Annotated in this window: 18 protein-coding genes; 13 read left to right on the top strand and 5 right to left on the bottom strand. The window is 67.0% G+C overall.

Features of this window, described 5'->3' with window-relative positions:
• Positions 1–225 precede the first annotated feature (225 nt).
• The 8 genes from glnT to O1Q03_RS02625 all read left to right on the top strand — a co-directional run bounded on the left by glnT (position 226) and on the right by O1Q03_RS02625 (position 10,504).
• Complete coding sequence (gene glnT / locus O1Q03_RS02660) at positions 226–1,614, top strand: type III glutamate--ammonia ligase (protein WP_269501556.1); 1,389 nt, start codon at positions 226–228, stop codon at positions 1,612–1,614.
• 12 nt (positions 1,615–1,626) lie between these two features.
• Positions 1,627–2,535: a class II glutamine amidotransferase gene (locus O1Q03_RS02655; protein ID WP_269501555.1), complete on the top strand. Its 909-nt coding sequence runs from the start codon at positions 1,627–1,629 to the stop codon at positions 2,533–2,535.
• Positions 2,523–3,212 (top strand): protein glxC, encoded by a 690-nt coding sequence (locus O1Q03_RS02650; protein ID WP_269501553.1) that lies wholly within the window; start codon positions 2,523–2,525, stop codon positions 3,210–3,212. Before O1Q03_RS02655 ends, O1Q03_RS02650 begins: the two co-directional genes overlap by 13 nt.
• A 25-nt stretch (positions 3,213–3,237) precedes the next feature.
• The gene (locus O1Q03_RS02645; RefSeq protein WP_269501551.1) at positions 3,238–4,590 is read left to right on the top strand and encodes an FMN-binding glutamate synthase family protein; all 1,353 of its coding nucleotides are present in this window, start codon (positions 3,238–3,240) and stop codon (positions 4,588–4,590) included.
• Between the two features lie 156 nt (positions 4,591–4,746).
• Complete coding sequence (locus tag O1Q03_RS02640; protein ID WP_269501549.1) at positions 4,747–6,180, top strand: APC family permease; 1,434 nt, start codon at positions 4,747–4,749, stop codon at positions 6,178–6,180.
• A 17-nt stretch (positions 6,181–6,197) separates the two neighbouring features.
• Positions 6,198–8,012, top strand: coding sequence for a bifunctional protein-serine/threonine kinase/phosphatase (locus tag O1Q03_RS02635; RefSeq protein ID WP_269501547.1), 1,815 nt, complete (start codon positions 6,198–6,200; stop codon positions 8,010–8,012).
• A gap of 279 nt (positions 8,013–8,291) precedes the next feature.
• On the top strand, positions 8,292–9,011 hold the full coding sequence (locus tag O1Q03_RS02630) for a response regulator transcription factor (protein ID WP_269501546.1): 720 nt from the start codon (positions 8,292–8,294) through the stop codon (positions 9,009–9,011).
• Positions 9,011–10,504 (top strand): sensor histidine kinase, encoded by a 1,494-nt coding sequence (locus tag O1Q03_RS02625; RefSeq protein WP_269501727.1) that lies wholly within the window; start codon positions 9,011–9,013, stop codon positions 10,502–10,504. Before O1Q03_RS02630 ends, O1Q03_RS02625 begins: the two co-directional genes overlap by 1 nt.
• Positions 10,505–10,531: 27 nt before the next feature.
• On the opposite strand, the gene O1Q03_RS02620 is transcribed toward O1Q03_RS02625, so the two are convergent.
• The gene (locus O1Q03_RS02620; protein ID WP_269501545.1) at positions 10,532–11,641 is read right to left on the bottom strand and encodes an AraC family transcriptional regulator; all 1,110 of its coding nucleotides are present in this window, start codon (positions 11,639–11,641) and stop codon (positions 10,532–10,534) included.
• Between the two features lie 130 nt (positions 11,642–11,771).
• Complete coding sequence (locus O1Q03_RS02615) at positions 11,772–12,227, bottom strand: carboxymuconolactone decarboxylase family protein (protein WP_269501544.1); 456 nt, start codon at positions 12,225–12,227, stop codon at positions 11,772–11,774.
• Between the two features lie 547 nt (positions 12,228–12,774).
• On the opposite strand from O1Q03_RS02615, the gene O1Q03_RS02610 reads away from it, so the two are divergent.
• Both O1Q03_RS02610 and O1Q03_RS02605 read left to right on the top strand, forming a co-directional pair.
• Positions 12,775–14,409: an AMP-binding protein gene (locus O1Q03_RS02610; protein WP_269501543.1), complete on the top strand. Its 1,635-nt coding sequence runs from the start codon at positions 12,775–12,777 to the stop codon at positions 14,407–14,409.
• Entirely contained in the window at positions 14,409–15,623 is a 1,215-nt protein-coding gene (locus tag O1Q03_RS02605; protein ID WP_442865729.1) for an AraC family transcriptional regulator, read from the top strand. The genes O1Q03_RS02610 and O1Q03_RS02605 overlap by 1 nt, the downstream gene beginning before the upstream one ends.
• Positions 15,624–15,741: 118 nt before the next feature.
• On the opposite strand, the gene O1Q03_RS02600 is transcribed toward O1Q03_RS02605, so the two are convergent.
• The 3 genes from O1Q03_RS02600 to O1Q03_RS02590 all read right to left on the bottom strand — a co-directional run bounded on the left by O1Q03_RS02600 (position 15,742) and on the right by O1Q03_RS02590 (position 19,009).
• Entirely contained in the window at positions 15,742–16,332 is a 591-nt protein-coding gene (locus O1Q03_RS02600) for a dimethylsulfoniopropionate lyase (RefSeq protein WP_269501540.1), read from the bottom strand.
• A 191-nt stretch (positions 16,333–16,523) separates the two neighbouring features.
• Positions 16,524–17,753 carry a M24 family metallopeptidase gene (locus tag O1Q03_RS02595; protein ID WP_269501539.1) on the bottom strand — a complete coding sequence of 410 codons (1,230 nt, stop codon included), beginning with the start codon at positions 17,751–17,753 and terminating at the stop codon, positions 16,524–16,526.
• A gap of 125 nt (positions 17,754–17,878) precedes the next feature.
• A complete protein-coding gene (locus O1Q03_RS02590; RefSeq protein ID WP_269501538.1) occupies positions 17,879–19,009 on the bottom strand; it encodes a hybrid-cluster NAD(P)-dependent oxidoreductase in 1,131 nt (376 codons plus the stop codon).
• Positions 19,010–19,285: 276 nt separating this feature from the next.
• Between O1Q03_RS02590 and O1Q03_RS39940 the strand changes: the two genes are divergently transcribed.
• The 3 genes from O1Q03_RS39940 to O1Q03_RS02575 all read left to right on the top strand — a co-directional run.
• A complete protein-coding gene (locus O1Q03_RS39940) occupies positions 19,286–19,450 on the top strand; it encodes a hypothetical protein (RefSeq protein WP_332112495.1) in 165 nt (54 codons plus the stop codon).
• Positions 19,451–20,212: 762 nt separating this feature from the next.
• Positions 20,213–22,003, top strand: a complete 1,791-nt coding sequence (locus O1Q03_RS02580) for an acyl-CoA dehydrogenase (protein WP_269501537.1) — start codon at positions 20,213–20,215, stop codon at positions 22,001–22,003.
• Between the two features lie 79 nt (positions 22,004–22,082).
• On the top strand, positions 22,083–22,715 hold a 633-nt coding region (locus O1Q03_RS02575), incomplete at its 3' end, for an NAD(P)/FAD-dependent oxidoreductase (protein WP_442865735.1).

Below are 22,715 nucleotides of genomic sequence, written 5' to 3'. Positions count from 1 at the left end.
AGGGTAGCAGATTGCAGTACGCACGCCGGCATGGCGGGATACGCCGGTGCGCGGGCAACGAGTTTCATGGCAGGAATTATTGTTGCACGTCAATAAATTCTGCCACGTCTTGCGGACATGGTCGCAGCTCACCCGAGCGGTGCGTGCCGATGAATCGCAGCCGGGTCCCTCGCGCGTCGAGCGGATTTCTCAAACCAGCAAACGATGCAGTTGCAAGGAGTGACGATGAACCTGAACGATGCGAGCAAGTTGCCAGTCAACGCGCTCGGAAGCGTGCCGCGCTTCGCGTCCGCGGCGGAGGCGCAGGCGTATCTCACGCAGCAGGGCGTGAAGTACGTGCTCGCGCAATTCGTCGATATCCACGGTGTGGCGAAGGCGAAGTCGGTGCCGGTCGCCCACCTGGAGAGCGTGTTGACGGCGGGCGCGGGCTTTGCCGGCTTTGCGATCTGGGGTGTCGGCATCGAGCCGAACGGGCCCGACTACATGGCGGTCGGCGAACTCGCGACGTTGACGCCGGTGCCGTGGCAACCCGGGCTCGCGCGGATCGTCTGCGACGGCCACGTGGGCGGCGCGCCGTGGGCCTTCGATTCGCGCGTGACGCTGAAGAAGCAGGTCGCGCGCATGACGGAGCGCGGCTGGACGCTGTTTACCGGCCTCGAGCCCGAGTTCTCGCTGCTCAAGCGGTCGGCGTCCGGCACGCTCGAGCCGTGCGATCCGAGCGACACGCTCGCGAAGCCGTGCTACGACTACAAGGGCCTGTCGCGCACGCGCGTGTTCCTGGAAAAGCTCACCGAATCGCTGCGCGCGGTCGGCATCGACGTCTACCAGATCGATCACGAGGACGCGAACGGGCAGTTCGAGATCAACTACACGTACACCGATTGCCTGACGTCGTGCGATCACTACGTGTTCTTCAAGATGGCCGCGTCGGAGATCGCGAACGAACTCGGGATGATCTGCTCGTTCATGCCGAAGCCGTTCGCGAACCGCCCGGGCAACGGCATGCACATGCACATGTCGATCGGCGACGGCAAGCGCAACCTGTTCGCCGACGACGCCGATGCGCTCGGCATGGGCCTGTCGGCGCTCGGCTACCGCTTCACGGCCGGCCTGCTCGCGCATGCGCCCGCGCTGGCCGCGCTCTGCAATCCGACCATCAATTCGTACAAGCGCCTCGTCGTCGGCCGTTCGCTGACCGGCGCGACCTGGGCGCCCGCGTACATCAGCTACGGCGACAACAACCGCTCGACGATGGTGCGGATGCCGGGCGGCCGGATCGAGCTGCGCCTGCCCGACGGCGCCTGCAACCCGTACCTCGCGACCGCGGCCGTCATCGCGGCGGGCCTCGACGGCATCGACCGCGAACTGTCGCCCGGCGCGCCGGCCAACGAGAACCTCTACGAGTGGCCGGCGCAGAAGCTGCGCGAGCACGGCATCGGCGTGCTGCCGCAGAACCTCGGCGATGCGCTCGACGCGCTCGAGGCCGACCGCGTGATCTGCGACGCGCTCGGGCCGGTTGCCGGCGAGTTCCTCAAGCTGAAGCGGATGGAATGGCTCGAATACATGCGGCACGTATCGGATTGGGAAGTCAGGCAGTACCTCGAATTCTTCTAAGGAGAACGCAACATGTGCGGAATCGTAGGTTTGCTGGTGAAGACGCCGGCATTGCGAGAGCGGCTCGGCGAGCTGATGGTGCCGATGCTGATCGGCATGACGGAGCGCGGGCCGGATTCGGCCGGGCTCGCGGTGTTCGGCAAGTCGGTCGATGCAAGCCAGCGCAAGCTGAGCCTGTATTCCGGCTTCACCGATGAAGGCGAGCACTTCGCGTGGGACGCGCTGGCCGACCGGCTCAACGCGTCGATGGACGTGACGGCGCGCATCGACGCGAAGCGCAATCATGCGGTGCTGACCGTGCAGAGCCAGGCCGAGACGGTCAGGCGCTGGCTGCACGAACACTATCCGCGGATCTATGTGCTGTCGGCGGGGCGCTCGATCGACCTGTACAAGGACATCGGCGCGCCGGCCGAAGTGGCCGATCGCTATGCGTTCTCGGGCCTGCAGGGCTCGCATCTCGTCGGCCATACGCGGATGGCGACCGAATCGGCGGTCACGCCCGACCGCGCGCACCCGTTCACGGCCGGCGAGGATTTCTGCCTCGTCCACAACGGTTCGTTGTCGAATCCGTACGGCGTGCGCCGCAAGCTGGAACCGAAGGGCATCCACTTCGACACGGACAACGACACCGAGGCCGCGTGCCGCTTCCTCGAATGGCGCCTGCGCGAAGGCGACGCGCTGCCGGACGCGCTGCAGAAGGGCTTCGAGGAGCTCGACGGCTTCTACACGTTCCTGATGGGCACGCCGACCGAGCTGGCGCTGATCCGCGACCCGTTCGCATGCAAGCCGGCCGTCGTCGCGGAGAACGACGACTACGTCGCGATCGCGTCCGAGTTCCGTTCGCTCGCGCATCTGCCCGACATCAAGCATGCAAAGGTATTCGAACCCGCACCCGAGGAGATGTACGTATGGAACGCGTGACTTTCGACCTTGAGCGCACGACCGTCAGGGACGTCAACCAGTACCTGCACGGCAGCGCCGACACGCTCGACGGCCGGCAGATCGTCGTCACGTCGCCGAACGGCGCGCACAACATCGCGGTCGGCGTCGATGCCGCCGTGACGGTCACGATCGCTGGCCACGCCGGCTACTACGCCGGCGGCATGAACCAGCACGCGACGATCGTCATCGAGGGCAGCGCCGGAACCGGCGTCGCGGAAAACATGATGAGCGGCAAGGTGCACGTGAAGGGCTTCGCGTCGAACGGCGCGGGCGCGTCCGCGCACGGCGGGCTGCTCGTGATCGACGGTGATGCGGGGCTGCGTTGCGGGATTTCGCTGAAGGGCGGCGACATCGTGGTCGGCGGCTCGGTCGGCAGTTTTTCCGCGTTCATGGCCCAGGCCGGCCGCATGGTGATCTGCGGCGACGCGGGCGATGCGCTCGGCGATTCGCTGTATGAGGCGGTGCTCTACGTGAAGGGCGACGTGAAGTCGCTCGGCGCGGATGCGCGGTTCGAGCCGATGACGGCCGCCGACGTGAGCGCCGTCGCGGCGCTGCTCGACGCGGCCGGGCTGGATCACGATCCGCACGCGTTCAAGCGCATCGCGTCGGCCCGCACGCTCTATCACTGGAACGCCGACGCGAACCAGGAATACTGAATCCACGCTCGATCGAGAACACGCCATGGAAAAGACCATTCACTTCGCCCGCTTGCAGCACGAAGAGTCGCACGGCTACGACCGCAAGACGATCGACTATATCCACACGGCCGCGCAGCGCGGCCTTTACGAAATCCGTGGCCTCGGCGCGAAGCGCCAGGTGCCGCACTTCGACGACCTGCTGTTCCTCGGCGCGTCGCTGTCGCGCTATCCGCTCGAGGGCTATCGCGAGAAATGCACGACGCAGACCGTGCTCGGCGCGCGCTTCGCGAAGAAGCCCGTCGTGCTCGACATTCCGATCACCGTGGCCGGGATGAGCTTCGGCGCGCTGTCCGCGAACGTCAAGGAAGCGCTCGGCCGCGCCGCGACGGCGGCCGGCACGTCGACGACGACGGGCGACGGCGGGATGACGCAGGAGGAACGCCAGTCGTCGAAGACGCTCGTCTACCAGTGCCTGCCGTCGCGTTACGGCTTCAATCCCGACGACGTGCGCCGTGCCGACGCGATCGAAATCGTGATCGGGCAGGGCGCGAAGCCGGGCGGCGGCGGCATGCTGCTCGGGCAGAAGGTCAACCCGCGCGTGGCTGCGATGCGCACGCTGCCGGCGGGCGTCGACCAGCGCTCGGCGAGCCGCCATCCCGACTGGACGGGCCCGGACGATCTCGCGATCAAGATCCAGGAGCTGCGTGAGATCACCGACTGGCAAATCCCGATCTACGTGAAGGTGGGCGCGACACGCACGTTCAACGACGTGAAGCTCGCGGTGCATGCGGGCGCGGATGTCGTCGTGGTCGACGGGATGCAGGGCGGCACCGCCGCGACCCAGACCTGCTTCATCGAGAACGTCGGCATCCCGACGCTTGCCGCGGTTCGCCAGGCCGTCGACGCGCTCGAGGATCTGAACGTGAAGGGCACGGTGCAGTTGATCGTGTCCGGCGGGATCCGCACCGGCGCCGACGTCGCGAAGGCGCTCGCGCTCGGCGCCGACGCCGTCGCGATCGGGCAGGGCGTGCTGATGGCGCTCGGGTGCAACAGCGACCGGTATTTCCAGGACGGCATGCTGCACTCGGCCGAAGCGGATTACGCGGCATTGAACACGTCGCCCGGCTTCTGCCACCACTGCCACACCGGCAAGTGCCCGGTTGGCGTGACGACGCAGGACGCGGTGCTCGAACGACGGCTCGAGCCGGAGGAAGGCGCGCGCCGCGTGCGGAACTACCTGAAGACGCTGAACATGGAACTCGCGACGATCGCACGCGCATGCGGCAAGCAGAACGTGCATCACCTCGAGCCGGAGGACCTCGTGGCGCTGACCGTGGAGGCCGCCGCGATGGCGCGGGTGCCGCTCGCGGGCACGTCCTGGATTCCGGGCCATTGATCGGGATGCGTGTTTTTTCCTGAGTTTCCTGGTTTTCCTGATAACCGCAGTGGAGTTCGCGATCCTTTGCGATGAAGAGGGCAGTCCGACGTGTTCGGCGTGCCCGATGCAGTTTCCGTGTCTTTCCGATCAAGTTCATTTATTGTGGAGTGCGATATGAATAGCTCAACGCAACGGATATCGAAGCCGGCCCAGGATGCGGGCCTGCGGCACGGAAGCCTCGGATTTTCCGAGGTGATCGGGCAGTCGGTGGCGAACCTGTCGCCGACCTTCACGCCGTCGATCAACGTCGTCGCCATTGCGGCGCTGGCCGGCACCGGCACCTGGCTCATTTATGGCCTGTCGACGCTCGGGCTGTTGCTGGTGAGCCTCAACATCATCGTGCTGGCGAGCCGGGTCGCGACCGCGGGCTCGTTCTTCATTTTCATCGCGCGCGCGCTGGGGCCCATGGCGGGCGGTATTGCCGGCTGGGGCCTGATCGCCGCGTATACGGGCACCGCGATGGGCGTCGGCGCCGCGGGCGTCGTGTTCGTGCAGAATGCGTGCGCGGCCTGGGGCTTCAAGGTGCCGAGCCTGGCCGTCTATGTCGTGCTGGTGGCGCTCGCCTGGTTCCTCGCCGCCCGTGACATCAAGCTGTCGTCACGCCTTTCGCTGTATATCGAGGCGGCGTCGGTCGTCATCGTCATGGGTGTGCTGCTCTACGTTTTCTGGCTGCATCCGGACCACATCGTCGATCATGCGCAGCTCACGCTGCAGGGCACGAGTTCGAAGGGGCTGGCCGAGGCGATGGTGCTCGGGATCTTCTCGTTCGTCGGTTATGAAAGTGCCGCGTCGCTCGGCAAGGAATCCCGGGATCCGTTGCGCGTGATCCCGCGCGCGGTGATTCTGAGCCTCGTGCTCTCCGGTCTTTTCTTCATGTTCGTCGCTTACGCGATGGTCGTGGCGTACAACGGCGACGTGAGCAAGCTCGGCAGCGACTCGGCGGTATTGATGACGTTGCTGACGAACGTCGGCGCGTCGCCGCTGGGGCCGGTCTTCTACCTGATCGCGTCGTTCAGTGCGTTTGCCTGCGTGCTCGCCTCGCTGAACTCGGCAAGCCGCCTGCTGTTCTCGATGGGCCGCTATCAGTTCGTGCATCGTTCGATGGGGATGGTTCATCGCACGCATCAGACGCCGCACTACGCGGTCGCGTTCTCGGCCGTCGTCACGTTGGGCGTGTGTCTCGCGATGCTGGGCGCCGGCCCGCTCAACACGTTCGGCTATACCAGCACCTTCGCGACGTTCGGTTTCCTGGTCGCCTACTTCCTGATCTCGATCTCGGCGCCGATCTACCTGAAGAAGCAGGGTGAGCTCAAGCCGATCAACGTCGTCTGGGGCGTGCTCGGCGCGATCGCGATGATTGGCGCGTTCATCGGCAGCGTATACCCGGTGCCCGACTACCCGTACAATGTGCTGCCGTATCTGTTCGTGGCCTACATGCTGGTCGGGATCATCTGGTTGATGATGCTGAAAAAGCGTTCGCCGCAGGTGCTCGACAGAATCGAGCACGACCTCGAAACAAGCGAATCGGAAATCTTCGGCAAGAAGTGACAGCGGGTGACTTCTCAATGAGTTCTGACCTCGACAGGACGGCCGTCGCTCGCCAGGCACGTGCGCCCGACGCAGCGGACGGCCGGGCGACCGCTTGGCCTCATCGCCCGGACACCGTATTCGAACTGACGGTGGAGCCGGCGCGAGGCGAATGCGCGGCGCTCGACCTCGGCTGTGTGTCGGCACCGGCTCGCGCGAGGGGAGCGGGCCGGACGAACGAAGATTACGTGGCCGTCATGGCAGGGAACCTCTCCGAGCGCGTGGCGCGCGGCATCGTGGTGGCCCTGGCCGACGGGATGAGCGGCGGCAAAGGCGGACGGGTCGCGGCGGAGCTTTCGGTACGCACGTTCATCGACGCTTACTACGGGATAACGGACACGCTGCAGCCCGAGGTGGCGGCCGCCCGTGCGTTGGAATCGATCCATGGCTGGCTTCATCAGATCGGCCGCTCCGATCCGGGCTTGAGCAAGATGGCGGCGTCGTTCGCCGCGCTGATCGTGCGACGCGCGAATGCGTGGCTGGTGGCCGCGGGGGACGTCCGCCTGTACCTGCTGCGTGACGGGCAGTTGACGCAGGTCGGTAGCGACGACCTCGTGCCGGTCGCCTTCGGCTCATACGTCGCACACGCGATCGGCCTGCAGCAAGCCCTCGTCACGCGCGTCGAAACGTTCGAGCTTCGCGAGAAGGACCGTCTGCTGTTGTGTTCGGATGGTCTCTATCGCCGCATTCCGATGCGCGAAATGCAGGCCGTTCTGTTGCAGGCGAACGGTTCGCTGGCGGCGGCGCAGAAGCTCGTCGCGCTCGCCGATGCGCGCCATGCGTCGGACGACGCGACTGCTGCCGTCATCGACGTGGACACCTTGCCCACTGTCGATCTGGGTTACCTCGAACGCGTGATCGGCGCGTTGCCCATTCCCGCGGTGCCGCAGGCAGGCGACGTGATCGACGGCTACCGGCTCACGTACGTGCTGAGCGACGGCTTTCACTCGCGCATCTTTGCCGGCCACGATCTTGCCGATCCGGCGACGCCGCTCGCGCTGAAGTTTCCGAGGCCGCGTGTCGACCAGGACGAGAACGTGCGCCAGTCGATCGTGCGCGAGCGCTGGCTGGCCGGAAAGATCGACGAAGCGGGCGTGCTTGCGCCGATGCCGATCGACCCCGAGCGCCAGACCCGGCTGTATGTGGTGATGCCGCTCGGCGACGGCGTCACGCTGGAAAAAATGCTGACGTCACCGCGGCCGCTCGCGCTCGCGCAATCGCTCGAGATTGCGCGGCGGCTCGGGCACTCGATCCATGCGTTGAACCGTCGCGATATCTATCATCGGGACATCAAGCCCGAGAACGTGCTGGTCATGCGCGACAACAGCACGCGACTGCTCGATCTCGGTTTTGCCTATATGCCCGGCATCGGTGTACCGGTTCCGGACGATTCGCCCGGCACGCCTTCCTATATGGCACCGGAACTGATGCGCGGCGCGCAGGGCGATGCCCGCTCCGAAGTTTTCGCGTACGGTGTGACGCTCTATCGCCTGTTCAGCGGCGGAAAGTTTCCGTACGGATTCAATGGGCGAGTGCCGGTCTATCAGCATCGGCCCGACGCACCGGTGTGGCTGGATCTGGTGCTGGAGAAAGCGCTGCAGCCCGATCCGGCGCGCCGTTATCAGGACGTGCTCGAAGTCTGCTCCGATCTCGACCGCTTCGCCGCGGACTCGGCAGCCGCGCAACCGCGGCGGCCCGCGCCTTTGCTCGAACGCGAGCCCGTGCTGTTCTGGCAAATGGTGGCGGCATTGCTGTTCGGCGTGTTGTTCGCGGTGCTGTTGAGAAAGTGGTGAGGGATTCTATTTGGTGTGCGCGCGGGCGCGTGCAATCGAGTTTGAGGGCCGGATCGCAAGCCCTTGTCGACATTGGCTCACATCACCAGCATGAGCCAAACTTAAACGAAATGTGACCCCTTCCGCCGGCAAAATTCCGCACAATGGCGAAAGCGGCGTTGTGCCGCGATTCGACGCCGGCGCGCGGCGCGTCGCGGCTTCTCGCGGCTCGTCCGAACCGCCGCCGCCCGGAACCGCCTTCCACCACCGAGACCCGTACCGACGCCCCGCCCGACCGCCATGGACCATCCCAAACGCATCCTGATCGTCGAAGACGACGCCGACATCGCCGACGTGCTGAGCCTGCACCTGCGCGACGAGCGCTACGAGGTCGTGCACAGCGCGGACGGCGCGGAAGGCCTGCGCCTGCTCGAACAGGGCAACTGGGACGCGCTGATCCTCGACCTGATGCTGCCGGGCGTCGACGGCCTGGAGATCTGCCGCCGTGCCCGCGCGATGGCGCGCTACACGCCGATCATCATCACGAGCGCGCGCTCGAGCGAAGTCCACCGGATCCTCGGCCTCGAACTGGGCGCCGACGACTACCTCGCCAAACCGTTCTCGGTCCTCGAACTCGTCGCGCGTGTCAAGGCGCTGCTGCGCCGCGTCGACGCACTGGCGCGCGATTCGCGGATCGACGCAGGCACGCTCGACATCGGCGGGCTGTCGATCGACCCGATCGCGCGGGAAGCGACCGTCGACGGCACGCGCATCGACCTCACGCCGCGCGAGTTCGACCTGCTGTATTTCTTCGCGCGGCATCCCGGCAAGGTGTTCTCGCGGATGGATCTCCTCAATGCCGTGTGGGGCTATCAGCACGAAGGCTACGAACATACGGTCAACACGCACATCAACCGGCTGCGCGCGAAGATCGAGGCCGATCCGGCCGAACCCGTGCGCATCCTGACGGTGTGGGGGCGCGGCTACAAGCTCGCCGCGCCGGACCAGCGGGACGCATGATGAAACTCACGCTCACCCAGCGGCTGTCGCTCGTGTTCTCGGTGCTGCTGCTCGCCTGCTCGGGCGCATCGGCGTGGCTGCAGATCCGCGCGAACGACATGCGCGAGAAGGAAGTCGTGCAGGCCCTGTCGCGCGATCTCGCCGCGCACATCGCGAACAGCACGCCGCTGATGGACGCGAACGGGTTGCGCCCCGATGCCGTGCGCACGCTGTTCGGCCAGTTGATGGGCGTGAACCCGAGCGTCGAGGTGTACCTGCTCGACAACGCGGGGCGCATCGAGGGCGACGACGCGCCGCCGGGCCACGTGAAGCGCGCGCGCGTCGATCTCGCGCCGGTGCAGCGTTTCATCGCGGGCGATCCGCTGCCGATCCTCGGCGACGATCCGCGCAGCCCGGACGCGCGCAAGGTGTTCAGCGCCGCGCCATTGCAGCGCGCGGGGCAGCCGCCGTCCGGCTATATCTACGTGGTGCTGCTCGGCGAGGCGCACGACCGGCTGGCCGCGCGCGTCGACGCGGGCAGCGTGCTGCGCACGACGCTGTGGTCGATGGCGGTCGTCGCGCTGCTGGGCCTGATCGCGGGCCTGATCGCGTTCAGCTTCATCACGCGTCCGCTGCGCCGGCTGACCGATGCGATGCGCGGTTTCGACGCGAACGGCGCGCCGGACACGCAGCCGCCGGTGCCGCGCTCGCCGCCGGGGGGGCGCGGCGACGACATCGCGGTGCTCGAATCGGCGTTCGCGCAGATGGCCGACCGGATCGGCGACCAGTGGCGCGCGCTGACGCGCCAGGACCAGCAGCGGCGCGAACTGATCGCCAATATCTCGCACGACCTGCGCACGCCGCTCACGTCGCTGCACGGCTATCTGGAGACGCTGTCGCTGAAGGCGGAGACGCTGGCCGAGCCGGAGCGCCGCCGCTATCTGTCGATCGCGCTCGCGCAGAGCGCGAAGGTGGGCCGGCTCGCGCAGGCGCTGTTCGAACTCGCGCGGCTCGAATCGGGCGGCGTGCAGGCGGAGTGCGAGCCGTTCTCGCTCGTCGATCTGGTGCAGGACGTGTTCCAGAAGTTCGAGCTGGCCGCGCAGGCGCGCGGCGTCGCGCTGCATGCGCGCATTCCGCCGCGCGTGCCGCCGGTATGGGCCGATCTCGGGATGATCGAGCGCGTGCTGACCAACCTGCTCGACAACGCGTTGCGCCACACGCCGCAGCACGGCGAAGTCGAAGTCGCGCTGGCGCCGCAGGACGATCGCGTGGTGGTGACGGTGTCGGATACCGGAGAAGGGATTCCGCTCGCGCGGCGCGAAGGGTTGTTCCAGCGGCCGCAGCGGCCGATCAGCGGCGGCGCGGCGACGAGCGGCGGGCTCGGGCTGCTGATTGTGCACCGGATGCTGGTGCTCAACGGCAGCGGCATCCGGCTCGTCGATCGCGCCGGGCGTGGTGCGGTGTTCGAGTTCGCGCTGGCGGTCGCGTACCCGGCGGCGGGCGATGCGCGTTGAAACCGCCGGCGGCGCACACGCGCACGCTCACCCGCCGCGCTTGCGCCGCACTTCGCTCGGCGTGGTGCCGGTCCAGCGCTTGAACGCGTGCCGGAACCCGACCGCATCGCTGAAGCCGAGCGTCAGCGCGATGTCCTCGGTACTGAGCGGGGTGGTCGTCAGATAGTCGATCGCGAGCGCCTTGCGCACGCTCGTCAGCAGCTCGCTGTACGACGTGCCTTCGGCGTCGAGCTTGCGGCGCAGCGTGCGCGACGTCATGCACAGGGTGTCGGCGATCGCGTCGATGTCCGGGAACTGCCCCGGCGTGCGCGTGAGTTCCTGATACACGCGCCGCGTGACGCCGGCCTGGCTGCGCAACTCGTCGAGCAGGCGCGCGCAGTGCGACGACACCTGCGCGACGGTGATCGGGTTCGCGAGCTGCGGCGCACGCGTGCGCCACGCGGCCGGGTAGCTGAGCACGTGGTGCGGCTGGTCGTAGGCGATCGGGCATTCGAGCGCATCGGCGAGCTGCGCCGCGTGCGCCGGCCGCGGCTGCGCGAACTGCGCGCGCGCCGGCACGCACCACGCGCCCATCACGTCCTTGATGACCGTCACGTGCAGCGCGAACTGCATGTCGATCAGGAAGCGGTAGAGCGGCAGGTGCGGCTCGGGCAGCGCGGCTTCGTGCAGATCCGGGAACAGCCACGACACGGTGTCGCCCTGTTCGACCCAGCGGATTGCCAGCATCCCGTTCGCGAGCTGATGATATTTGACGGCGGAGTCGAACGCGTGCGCGAGCGATTCCGAGCACAGCATCGCGTAGCCGTACATCCCGTAGCTCGACGCATGCACGCGGCGGCCGACGCGCACGCCGAGGTCGGAACCGTCGTAACGCTCGATCGCGTTGCGCGCGGCGGTCAGAAACTGCAGCGACGACGTGAGCGTGAACGGGTCGGCGATGGCAGCCGGCGACAGGCCGGTGCCGTCCAGCACGGCGCTCGGGTCGAGGCCGAGTTCCTGGGTGACGCCGACCAGCACGGCCAGCTTGGCCGGCGAAAAGCGTTTTTCGTGCGACGCGCGGGCGGGCGGGGCGGCCGGGGCGGGCGGCCGTGCACCGGCGCCGGCGGCCGTCGGGTTCAGGGGCGTACTGCGCGGCATGGCGGGTTCTGCGTCCGATTCGATATCGTTTACGGCTCGCAATTCTGCTCGGGAACGGTCCCATCCGCCACAGGGTTCACCCTGATACGCGGGCCGGCGCCACCCTCCGCCGGCCAGCCCGCGCGCGGGATCAACCTGGCTGGAACACACCGGCCTGCCACGCGAACGGCTTCGCGAGCCGGTTCCACGTGTTGATCTGCGCGACGATCAGCGTGAGCGTCGCGAGCGCGTCGCGATCGAAATGCTCGCCCATCGCGTCGACGAGCGCGTCGTCGATCGCGTTCTCGCTGATCAGCGTCAGCGCGTCGGCCCAGCGCAGCGCGGCCTGCTCCTTCGGGCTGTACAGGTGCCGCGCCTCCTGCCACACGGGCAACAGGTTGTAGCGCAGCGGATCCTCGCCGGCATGGACGCCTTCCTTGATGTGACGATCGACACAGTACGCGCAGCCGTTCAGCTGCGACACGCGTACACGAACCAGCTCGACGAGCCGGAAGTCGTGGCCGGTGTGGTTCGCGTATTCCTCGACGTTGAGCACGACGTCCAGCAGTCGCGCGGGGAGTTGTCCAAACGAGATGCGTTCTGGCATGGGGAATGACCTTTTGGTGCGTGGATGGTCCCGGCTTCCTCCGCAGCGGCGCATTGCCGCGATGAGAAGAAATTATGCAGGGATCCTGATTGTCGGGCGGTTCGATCGACCGGCGAAATGCGGCAGCGGTGCCGGCGACGACACGAGCGAGATGCCGAAGCGATCCGTTTTGCGGACGCGACGTGCCGGCTTCATGGGCCGGACGGGGTGCGGGGGCACGACACGGTTGCGTGGTTGCGACCGGAACGCGAAGCGATCCTATCAGGCCGGAACGGCGCCAGGAACGGCCCGATTCCGTATGTTGCTCATGCTGCGCGGCGGATAGTCGAAGCTGCCGCACACTGCCGCACCGGCGGTGTTTCGCGTGGTTGCCTATACAGGTCGCGTCGCCCGCGTGTCCGTTTCGATCATCTTTTCGGCCGCCGGGATCATTTTCAAAGCCGCTCCGGCGCGCGATAGTCGTCAGTCAGGCGACGGCCTGCGCCGATCCGGCGCGCGGGCCGCCGTGCGAACGGCGCGCGTGGCGCCGTCCCCCGAGGAGCAGGACATGACGAAGAGACACTGGATCGGGTCGTATGGCTCGATCCCCGCCGAGATCGATGCCGATCGCTATCCTTCCGTAACCGCGCTGCTGGACGACGCGATGCACCGCTTCGCCGAGCGGCCCGCGTTCCATGCGTACGGCCGCACGCTCACGTATGCCGACGTCGACCGCCTGTCGACCGCGTTCGCCGCGTATCTGCAGCAGGTGGTCGGCGTACGCAAGGGCGATCGCGTGGCCGTGATGCTGCCCAACGTGCTGGCGTTCCCGGTCGTGTTCGTCGCGGTGGCGCGGATCGGCGCGATCCAGGTCAACGTGAACCCGCACTACACGGCGCACGAACTCGAACACCAGTTGAACGACGCCGGCGTCGAAGTGGCGGTGGTGTGCGGCGGGTCGATGGGCACGTTCGCCGACGTGGTCGGCAAGACGCGCGTGCGGACGGTGCTCAGCGTGGGCCGCGGCGATCTCGGCGTCGTCGATGCGCCGGCCGGTGCGTGCGACGCGCTGCCGCCCGGATCGATCCCGCTCGGCGACGCACTCGCCGCGGGCGAATCGCTTCGGTGCGAACCCGTCGCGCTCGGCGGCGCCGATCTGTTGCTGCTGCAGTACACGGGCGGCACGACCGGGCTGTCGAAGGGCGCCGCGCTGTCGCACCGCAACCTCGTCGCGAACATCCAGCAGTTCGCGGCGATCGCGCAGGCGGCACGGCAGCCGGGCGAGGAAGTCGTGGTCACCGCGATCCCGCTGTATCACATCTTCGCGCTGACGGTGAACTTCCTGTCCTACTTCGCGATCGGCGCGGACAACTGGCTCGTCGCGAACCCGCGCGACATGGACGGCTTCATCGACGTGCTGAAGGCCGCGCGGCCGACGGTGTTCGTCGGCGTCAACACGCTGTATGCGGGGCTGGCCGGCCATCCGCGGCTGAAGGAAGTCGACTGGTCGCGGCTGAAGCTGTCGGCCGGCGGCGGCGCGGCGGTGATCGACGTGGTCTCCGCGCGCTGGAAGGCGGTGACGGGCAACTTCATCCGCGAAGGGTACGGGCTGTCCGAAACGTCGCCGGTGGTCACGTTCAATCCGCAGTCGATCGACACCTTCACGGGCACGACGGGCCTGCCGCTGCCGTCGACCGACGTGAAGCTGCTCGACGACCAGGATCGCGAGGTGCCGATCGGCGAAGCGGGCGAGATCTGCGTGCAGGGGCCGCAGGTGATGGGCGGGTACTGGCAGCAGCCGGAAGCGAATGCGCTCGCGTTCACCGCCGACGGCTATTTCCGCACCGGCGACATCGGCGTGTTCGACGCGGCCGGCTTTCTGAAGATCGTCGATCGCAAGAAGGACATGATCATCGTGTCCGGCTTCAACGTGTATCCGAACGAAGTGGAAGCCGTCGTCACCGCGCTGCCGGGCGTTGCCGAATGCGCATGCATCGGCGTGCCGGACGAGCGCACCGGCGAGGCCGTCAAGCTGTACGTGGTGCGCGCGCCGGACGCGGCGCTGACCGAAGCGGGAGTCGTCGCGCATTGCCGCGCGAGTCTGGCCGCCTACAAGGTGCCGAAGATCGTTCGGATGGTCGAGCGGCTGCCGAAGTCGACGGTCGGCAAGATCCTGCGCCGGGAACTGAGCCGCGCGGACTGATGGCACCGAAGCACCGCGCGGCCCGCGCCGCGCGGACCGGTGCGGTGCAGGTCACCAAGGCCCCCAAAGCCCCCAAAGCCCCCAAAGCCCCCAAAGCCCCGAAGACCTCGAAACCCCCGCATGGGCCGCTCAAGTACAATGCGAGCGGTTCGATCGACGGGGACGCGATGACCGGTTCAGATTCACCTTCCGCCCGGCCCGGGCGTGCGCTGCCGTCGCCGAGCGCGACGGTGCCGATCTCGCTCGTCAACGGTTTTCTCGCGAGCGCGGGTGCGCAGCGCGACGTGGTGGAGCGCTACCTGCGCGGCGCCGGCATTCCGCTCGAGCTGCTCGGCGAGCCGCATGCGCGCGTGACGGAAGAGCAGTTCTCGACGCTGTACCGAACGCTCGCGATCGATCTCGACGACGAGATGCCCGGCATCTTCTCGCGCCCGCTACGCGGCGGCACGCTGAAGTACCTGTGCCTGAGCCTGCTCGACGCGCGCAACCTCGAAACGGCGCTGCATCGTTTCGGCCAGTTCTTCCATATCCTGCTCGACGACTTCTTCGTCGAATCGAAGCGCGACGGCCTCGTCGCGCAGGTGCTGCTGCGGCCGAATCCGGCGATGGGCCCGATCGGCGCGCTCGGCCAGGAACTGATGCTCAAGCTCGTGCACGGTGTGTGCTCGTGGCTGATCGGGCAGAAGATCCCGTTGCTGCAGATCGAGTTCGCGTGTCCGCGGCCGCGCCATGCGGTCGAGCACCTGTATTTCTTCACCGGCTCCGTGCGGTTCGATTGCGAGCGCACGCTGATGCGCTTCAGCGCGGATTATCTCGATGCGCCGATCCGGCAGAGCAAGCGCAACCTGCGCAAGTTCCTCGCGCGCGCGCCGGGCGACTGGATCTTCGAATCGTTCAGCGAACAGCTCGTGTGCCATCGCGTGCGGCAATACCTGTCGGCGGCGCTGCCCGACCTGCCGGTGATCGACCAGGCGGCCGAGCATCTGCATTGTTCGGTGCGCACGCTGAGCCGCCATCTGGCCGCCGAAGGCACGACGTTCCAGGCGTTGAAGGACGAATTGCGGCGCGACATCGCGATCCAGCGGCTCACCGACACGCTCGATACGATCGCGGCGATCGGCGCCGATATCGGCTTCGACGATCCGAGCGCGTTTCATCGCGCGTTTCGTCACTGGACGGGCAGTACGCCGGGGACTTACCGGCGGCGCGCGTAGCGCGGACGTTCGAGCCGCGTTTGCTCCCACAAACGGCTCCCTTTGCGGGATCCCATGGACGGCATCCCTTCGTCGAAGCCGCCGAGCGTTTCGACGGCGGTTCGCACCGATCGCCGGATCAATTCAGCAGACACCATATCGCGAGGAACGGCGCATCGCCGGAGCGCATCGCGTGCAGGCCGCCCGGGGCGTTATGGATGCCGCTGCCGATTCCCGGATCGAACCACGCGCCGTCTTTCTGCCGGAATTCGCCGGCGGTCAGCAGCACATACGCTTCTTCCGGCGGATGGCCATGGTCCGGATACCGCACGTGAGGCATCAGCAGCGAATAGCCGAGCTGGACGTCGTCGCGGCTTTCCGCGCCGCCCGGCCCGCAGATCATCCCGTTCACGTGCCCGTCGATGTAGTTGGGGCTGCCGTCCCGTCCGGACGTGCGCCGCGACCATCCAGTCGTCGGCTCGAGCGACTTGATCATCCGTGCAAGCTCGGCGCACTGCGAGTCGATGCGCGCGACCGATGCAAGCGCGGCGTCGAGCCATTCGCACGCGGGGTATCGCGTCGAGAGGCGCGTGCCGTTGTCCGACACGGTTTGCAGCCGCGCGAATACCCGCGGCGCGAACGCGCGCGCGGATTCGGGCAGCCGTTCCGACCGGAACAGGCCGCCGGCGACCCGGATGAAATCCTCGATGTTCTTTGGACGTGCGCTCATCTTTGTCGGTGCTCCTGCGGTGATGATCTGACGACACGAAAGTCTACGCATTAAAGTACGGCACTGCGCAGCGAAATCGGCGGCCGGTATCGCGACCGGCCGCCGGATGCGTGCCGCGGATCCGTTGCGGCCGCGGCATGCTGCGCTATCGATGTGATGAGTCGCTCAAAAGCGGTGCTTTCCGCGGCGATTTACAGCCAGTCGGTTTCGAAGCCGCAGTCGGTCAGCGACACGCAGCCGTGCTCGGTCAGTACCACCTGCTGTTCGAGCTTGACGCCCTGGCTGCCGCCTTCCGCGCCGATATAGCTTTCGACGCAGACGGTCATGCCGGCTTCGAACCGGCCGTCGTAACCCGAACTCTCCCAATCCACCTGGTGCGCGATCGCCGGATATTCGTCGACCATCCCGATGCCGTGTGCAAGGCAGCAGTAGCGGTTCTTGACGAATTGCTCGGGGATCTTCCACGCCTTTTCGGAGAACTCACGGAACGTCATGCCCGGCCGCAGCAGATCCATGTTGAAGTGGACCTGTTCGTACGCGTACGCGTACAGCCTGCGCTGCTCGTCCGACGGGCGACCGTCGCCGACGAGCCACGTGCGGGAGATGTCCGAGCAGTAACCGTGCGGCCCGACCATGTCGGTATCGAAGGCCAGCAGGTCGCCCGCCTGCAGCACGCGCGACGAGCACTCGTGCATCCACGGGTTGGTCCGGTCGCCGGAGGCGAGCAGACGCGTCTCGATCCATTCGCCGCCATGGCGTATGTTCTCGTAATGCAGGTTCGCCCAGATGTCGTTCTCGGTCAGGCCCGGGCGCAGCGCGCGGCGCATCCGCTCGATGCCTTTCTCGGCGGTGCGCAGCGATTCGCCGATCAGAACGAGTTCACCGGATGACTTGATGAGCCGGGCGGTTTCCATCAGTGCCTGGCCGTCGGTCAGCGTGAGGCCGTGCTTCTCGAGATAGGCGGTGCCGAACGGGTCGAGGCGATCGACGGCCAGGTAGCGCTCGCCCGGTGCATGCTTGCGGAACACGTCGACGATCTCGGCGCCCCACGTTTCGGCGCGCCGCTCCGTATCGGGGCCGGCGTTGAAGTAGGTCCAGCTGAGCGCGCCGCGCAGTTCCACATCGAGATCGAGGCCGTCCCACACGTGCTCGCTGCTGTGGAACTCCCACGCGACGATGCGGCCGCTGGCGAACACCATCACGTAGCGCGCGGGATTGCGTCCGGCCCACACCTGCATGTTCGACGTATCGGTCGCATAGCGGATATTGACCGGGTCGTAGAGCAGGATTGCCGGAATCTTGTGCGCGAGCAGCTGCGCCTGAACCCGGGCCAATCGATACGCGCGTACCTCGCGCAACACGGCTTCCTTGTCGTTCACGTCGATGGCACTGCGCGCATCGAGGCGCTGATCGCCCGCCATGCTGTGTCTCCTGAATATGTTCTGATGGTCCGTTTGCAGGGAAATGCGGAGTCGGCGCGCGAGCAGTGATACGGGCTGCTACGAAATGGCCGCGGAGCACGCCGCGCGCTGTTGCCGACGGATGACTACAGTTCCAGCACGAGATCCGACGTCGGGCGGCTGCAGCACAGCAGCCGGAAACCCTTCTGGACTTCCCGCTCGCGAATCCCGCCGTTGTGCTGCATGTCGACCGTGCCTTCGAGCACCTTGGTCTTGCAGGTGCCGCAGATGCCCTGGCTGCACGACGACGGAATCGCGACGCCGGCCTTTCGCGCGGCGGACAACACGGTGTCGGTCGCGTTCATCGTGAACGTTTTCGACGAGCGCGACAGCTTGACCGTGAAAGTTTCCGACGCTGCTTCGGCAGCGGGGGCCGCCGGTTCCTGCGCGACACCGGCGCTGATGTCGAAGCTCTCCTGGTGATAGCGCGCCGGGTCGTGTCCGCCGGTGCGCAGCACGTCCCGCACGGCGTTCATGTAGCCGGCCGGGCCGCAGGTGAACGCTTCGCGCTCCGCGTAGTCGGGCACCTGTTCGGACAGCAATTGCAGGCTGAGCCGCCCGATCGGTCCACGCCAATGCGCTTCATCGCCGGCCCCTTCGCAGACGAAGAACGTGCGAAGCCGCGGCGACAGCGCTTCGAGCCGCTGCAACTCATTGCGGAACACGATGTCGGCGGGCGTTCTCGCGCTGTGCACGAACACGATGTCCAGGTCGAGCCCGAGATCGATGCTCGCGCGCGTCATCGACATCAGCGGCGTCACGCCCGAGCCGGCGGACAGGTACAGCAGTTTGGCCGCGGGCGCCGCCGTTGGCGTGAAGCTGCCCGACGGGCCGTACGCCAGCAGCTGGCTGCCCGGCTTCATGTTGTCGTGCAGCCAGTTCGACATGACGCCGCCCGGCACCCGCTTGACCGTGATCGACAGCAGATAGGGCCGCGTCGGCGGCGACGAGATCGTGTAGCAGCGCTCGACCGACTGGCCGTGGACATTCGCCGATACCGTCATGAACTGGCCTGGTTCGAAGCGCACCGGCGAGCCGTTGCCCACGCGGAACTCGAAGCTCTTGACGTCGTGGGTTTCGTCGACCACGCGGCAACAGGTCAGTACTTGCTGCTCGCCGCTCGCCCAGGTTCTTCCGGTGTTGTCCCACGTGCCGGGATCGGACAAACGGTCGTGTGCTTCGTGGGCGGGATCGAACATGGTGTTGAGGGAGTTCATGGCATCGCTTCCTTGGGGGGCGTCGCACGCGCGCGTGCACGCTGTTATTCGCGAAAGCCGGGCTCCGACGGCAGGGCGGCAGTGCGCGTCGTTTCGTGTCTCGCTCCATGCTCGGGTTGCTTTCGCTGTGCGCCGAGTATTGGCGTGCACTAAAACAGCGTCAATGCGCTTTATTTTCCGCGCGCCATTACATCAGGTTATGCGTCGCGCGCGGCCCGCGCGGGCACTGCCTCGGCGGGAACGGGCCGGATATCGAGGCGGTGGATTGCATACGAAATGGAGCGGCGCGACGCGTTGCGGCGCCGGTTCGTGAACCTGGAGCTCGCGCCGGGCGCGTTGATCGACGAAGCCGCACTGGCCGACGAGTTCGGCATGTCGCGCCCGCCGATGGCCGTTTCGATGAACCTCGGCGATCCGATGCTGACACGGGACAAGCGATAGCGACGGGGTTGGCTAGGGCATGGTAGTCGCGAATGGGCTGGTGGGCCGGCGCGGTCGTTTATGTGGGTAGCTGACGGCGCTTGATACGCGGCCGCATTCACGTGCGCCGCCGGCGGGCGTGAGGCGCTGCGTCCTTCGTGTACGTTCGGTATTTCCTCAGACGTTTGCGGCGGCGCGCGAGGCAGCTAGCGCTGCTGCTGTCGCGCGCGGCTGCCAGTCGTGTGGCCACATTCCCCGATCGGCCGGGGCGCAAGCCTGCATGCGTATTGCCCGCAGACTCTCGACCTGCGGCCGCCGACGATTTCAACTGCGATCCGCTGCCGGATTTCCATCCCGTCGGCTTCACGGTGTGCTCAGCTTTCCCATAACCGGCTTCCTTTGCTGCTTCCCATAACCGGCTCCCTATCTCCGATCTCCGCCGACCGCCACCGCCCGGCACCGAGCGGCACCGAGCGGCACCGAGCGCGCACGACCCGCCGCTTCGACCCCGCCGCTTCGAACCCGCCGCCGATCACCCCCGCATACCGCTCGCGCACGCCGTTTTCCACGAAACTGCCCTCGGGCAAACCCGCATCCGGCCGACCTTTGCCGCCGCCACCCGCGTATCGCGTGGCCGGTTTTGTCACCATGTGGGCCGGATATGCCAATGGAAAACGGCCGTCACGGCATTACGATGGGCCTCGACGTCGCCTGGAGCTGGCCGGTTTTGCCGTAGCGGGCTCAGTGGCGCACCCCATTCACTGCCTGATTGGAACATCGACCATGAGCTATAACGCCCCCGTCAAGGACATGCTGTTCGTGCTGAAGGAACTCGCGGGCATCGACACCGTTGCGCAGCTGCCGGGCTTCGAGGAAGCCGGCTACGACACGGCGCAGGCCGTGCTCGACGAGTCCGCGAAATTCTGCGGCGAGGTGCTCGCGCCGCTGAACGTCGAAGGCGACCGCAATCCGAGCAGCTGGAAGGACGGCGTCGTGACGGCCACGCCCGGCTTCGGCGCCGCGTTCCGCCAGTTCGTCGAAGGCGGCTGGCAGGGCCTGCAGCATCCGGCCGAATACGACGGCCAGGGCCTGCCGAAGCTGATCGCGACACCGTGCATCGAGATGCTGAACGCATCGAACCTGTCGTTCGCGCTGTGTCCGCTGCTCACCGACGGTGCGATCGAGGCGCTGCTGACGGCCGGCACCGACGAACAGAAGCAGCGTTACGTGCCGAAGCTGATCTCCGGCGAATGGACGGGCACGATGAACCTGACCGAGCCGCAGGCAGGCTCCGACCTCGCGCTGGTGCGCTCGCGCGCGGAGCCGCAGGGCGACGGCACGTACAAGGTGTTCGGCACCAAGATCTTCATCACGTGGGGCGAGCACGACATGGCGGACAACATCGTCCACCTGGTGCTGGCACGCACGCCGAGTGCGCCGGAAGGCGTGAAAGGCATTTCGCTGTTCATCGTGCCGAAGTTCCTGGTCAACGAAGACGGCTCGCTCGGCGCGCGCAACGACGTGCACTGCGTGTCGATCGAGCACAAGCTCGGGATCAAGGCGAGCCCGACGGCGGTGCTGCAATACGGCGACCACGGCGGCGCGATCGGCTACCTGGTCGGCGAAGAGAATCGCGGCCTCGAATACATGTTCATCATGATGAACGCGGCGCGCTTCGGCGTCGGGATGCAGGGTATCGGCGTGGCCGACCGTGCGTACCAGAAGGCGGCCGAATTCGCGAAGGAACGCGTGCAGAGCCGCCCGGTCGACGGGTCCGCCAAGCAGTCGGTGACGATCATCCATCACCCGGACGTGCGCCGGATGCTCGGCACGATGCGCGCACTGACCGAAGGCGCGCGCGCGCTCGCCTATGTGGCCGCCGCGCACAGCGACATTGCCCACCGCCATTCGGACGAGGCGACGCGCGTCCGTCATCAGGCAATCTACGAATATCTGGTGCCGGTCGTGAAGGGCTGGAGCACCGAGATGGTGAACGACGTGGCGAGCCTGGGCGTGCAGGTGCACGGCGGGATGGGCTTCATCGAGGAAACCGGCGCGGCGCAGTACTACCGCGATGCGCGGATCCTTGCGATCTACGAAGGCACGACCGCGATCCAGGCGAACGACCTCGTCGGCCGCAAGACGCTGCGCGACGGCGGTGCGGTCGCCAAGGCGCTGATCGCCGAAATCGGCGAGACTGTCGCGGCGCTCGGCAAGCTCGACGGCGCTGCGGCCGCGTCGATGAAGGCTCAGCTCGAGAAGGGCGCGCGCTCGCTGTCGTCGGTGGTGGATTACGTGCTGGCGAACGCGAAGCAGGACCCGAACGCGGTGTTCGCGGGCAGCGTGCCGTACCTGAAGCTCGCGGGCGTCGTGCTGTGCGGCTGGCAGATGGCGCGCGCGCTGCTGGCGGCGCACGCGAACCGCGCGAGCGACACGGCGTTCTTCGATGCGAAGATCGCGATCGCGCAATGCTATGCGGAACATGTGCTCGTGCAGGCAGTCGGCCTCGAAGCGTCGATCGTCGGCGCGAAGGGCAACGAGAGCGTGCTCGCGTTGACGGAAGACCAGTTCTGACCGTAACGGTCGGGGCGCAGGAGGAGACAGGATTTTGACCACACAGGACTTGCTCGCGCAGTACGGCCCGCGCGAATCGATGGAATACGACGTCGTGATCGTCGGCGGCGGCCCCGCCGGGCTGTCGGCGGCGATCCGGCTCAAGCAGCTGGCCGCCGAGAAAGGCACCGAGATCGGCGTGTGCGTGCTCGAGAAGGGTTCCGAGATCGGCGCGCACATCCTGTCGGGCGCGGTGATGGACCCGCGCGCGATCACCGAGCTGTTCCCCGACTGGAAGGAACGGGGCGCACCTTTGAACGTCGAGGTGACCGAAGACCGTTTCCTGTTCCTGTCCGAGAGCAGCGCGGTCACGACGCCCAACTGGGCGCTGCCGGCCAATTTCCAGAACCACGGCAACTACGTGATCTCGCTGGGCAACGTCACGCGCTGGCTCGGCCAGCAGGCCGAGGCGCTCGGTGTGGAAATCTTCCCGGGCTTCCCGGCCGCGGAGATTCTGTACAACGACGACGGCTCGGTCAAAGGCGTCGCCACCGGCAACATGGGCGTCGGCAAGGACGGCGAGCCGACCGAGAACTTCCAGCTCGGCATGGAGTTGCACGCGAAGTACACGCTGTTCGCCGAAGGCTGCCGCGGCCATCTCGGCCGCCAGCTGATCTCGAAGTTCAAGCTCGACGCGAACGCCGATCCGCAAGCGTACGGGATCGGCATCAAG

The sequence above is a fragment of the Burkholderia sp. IMCC1007 genome (assembly GCF_027257875.1).
GTDB lineage: Bacteria > Pseudomonadota > Gammaproteobacteria > Burkholderiales > Burkholderiaceae > Burkholderia.
This window is presented reverse-complemented; position numbering and strand designations above follow the sequence as displayed.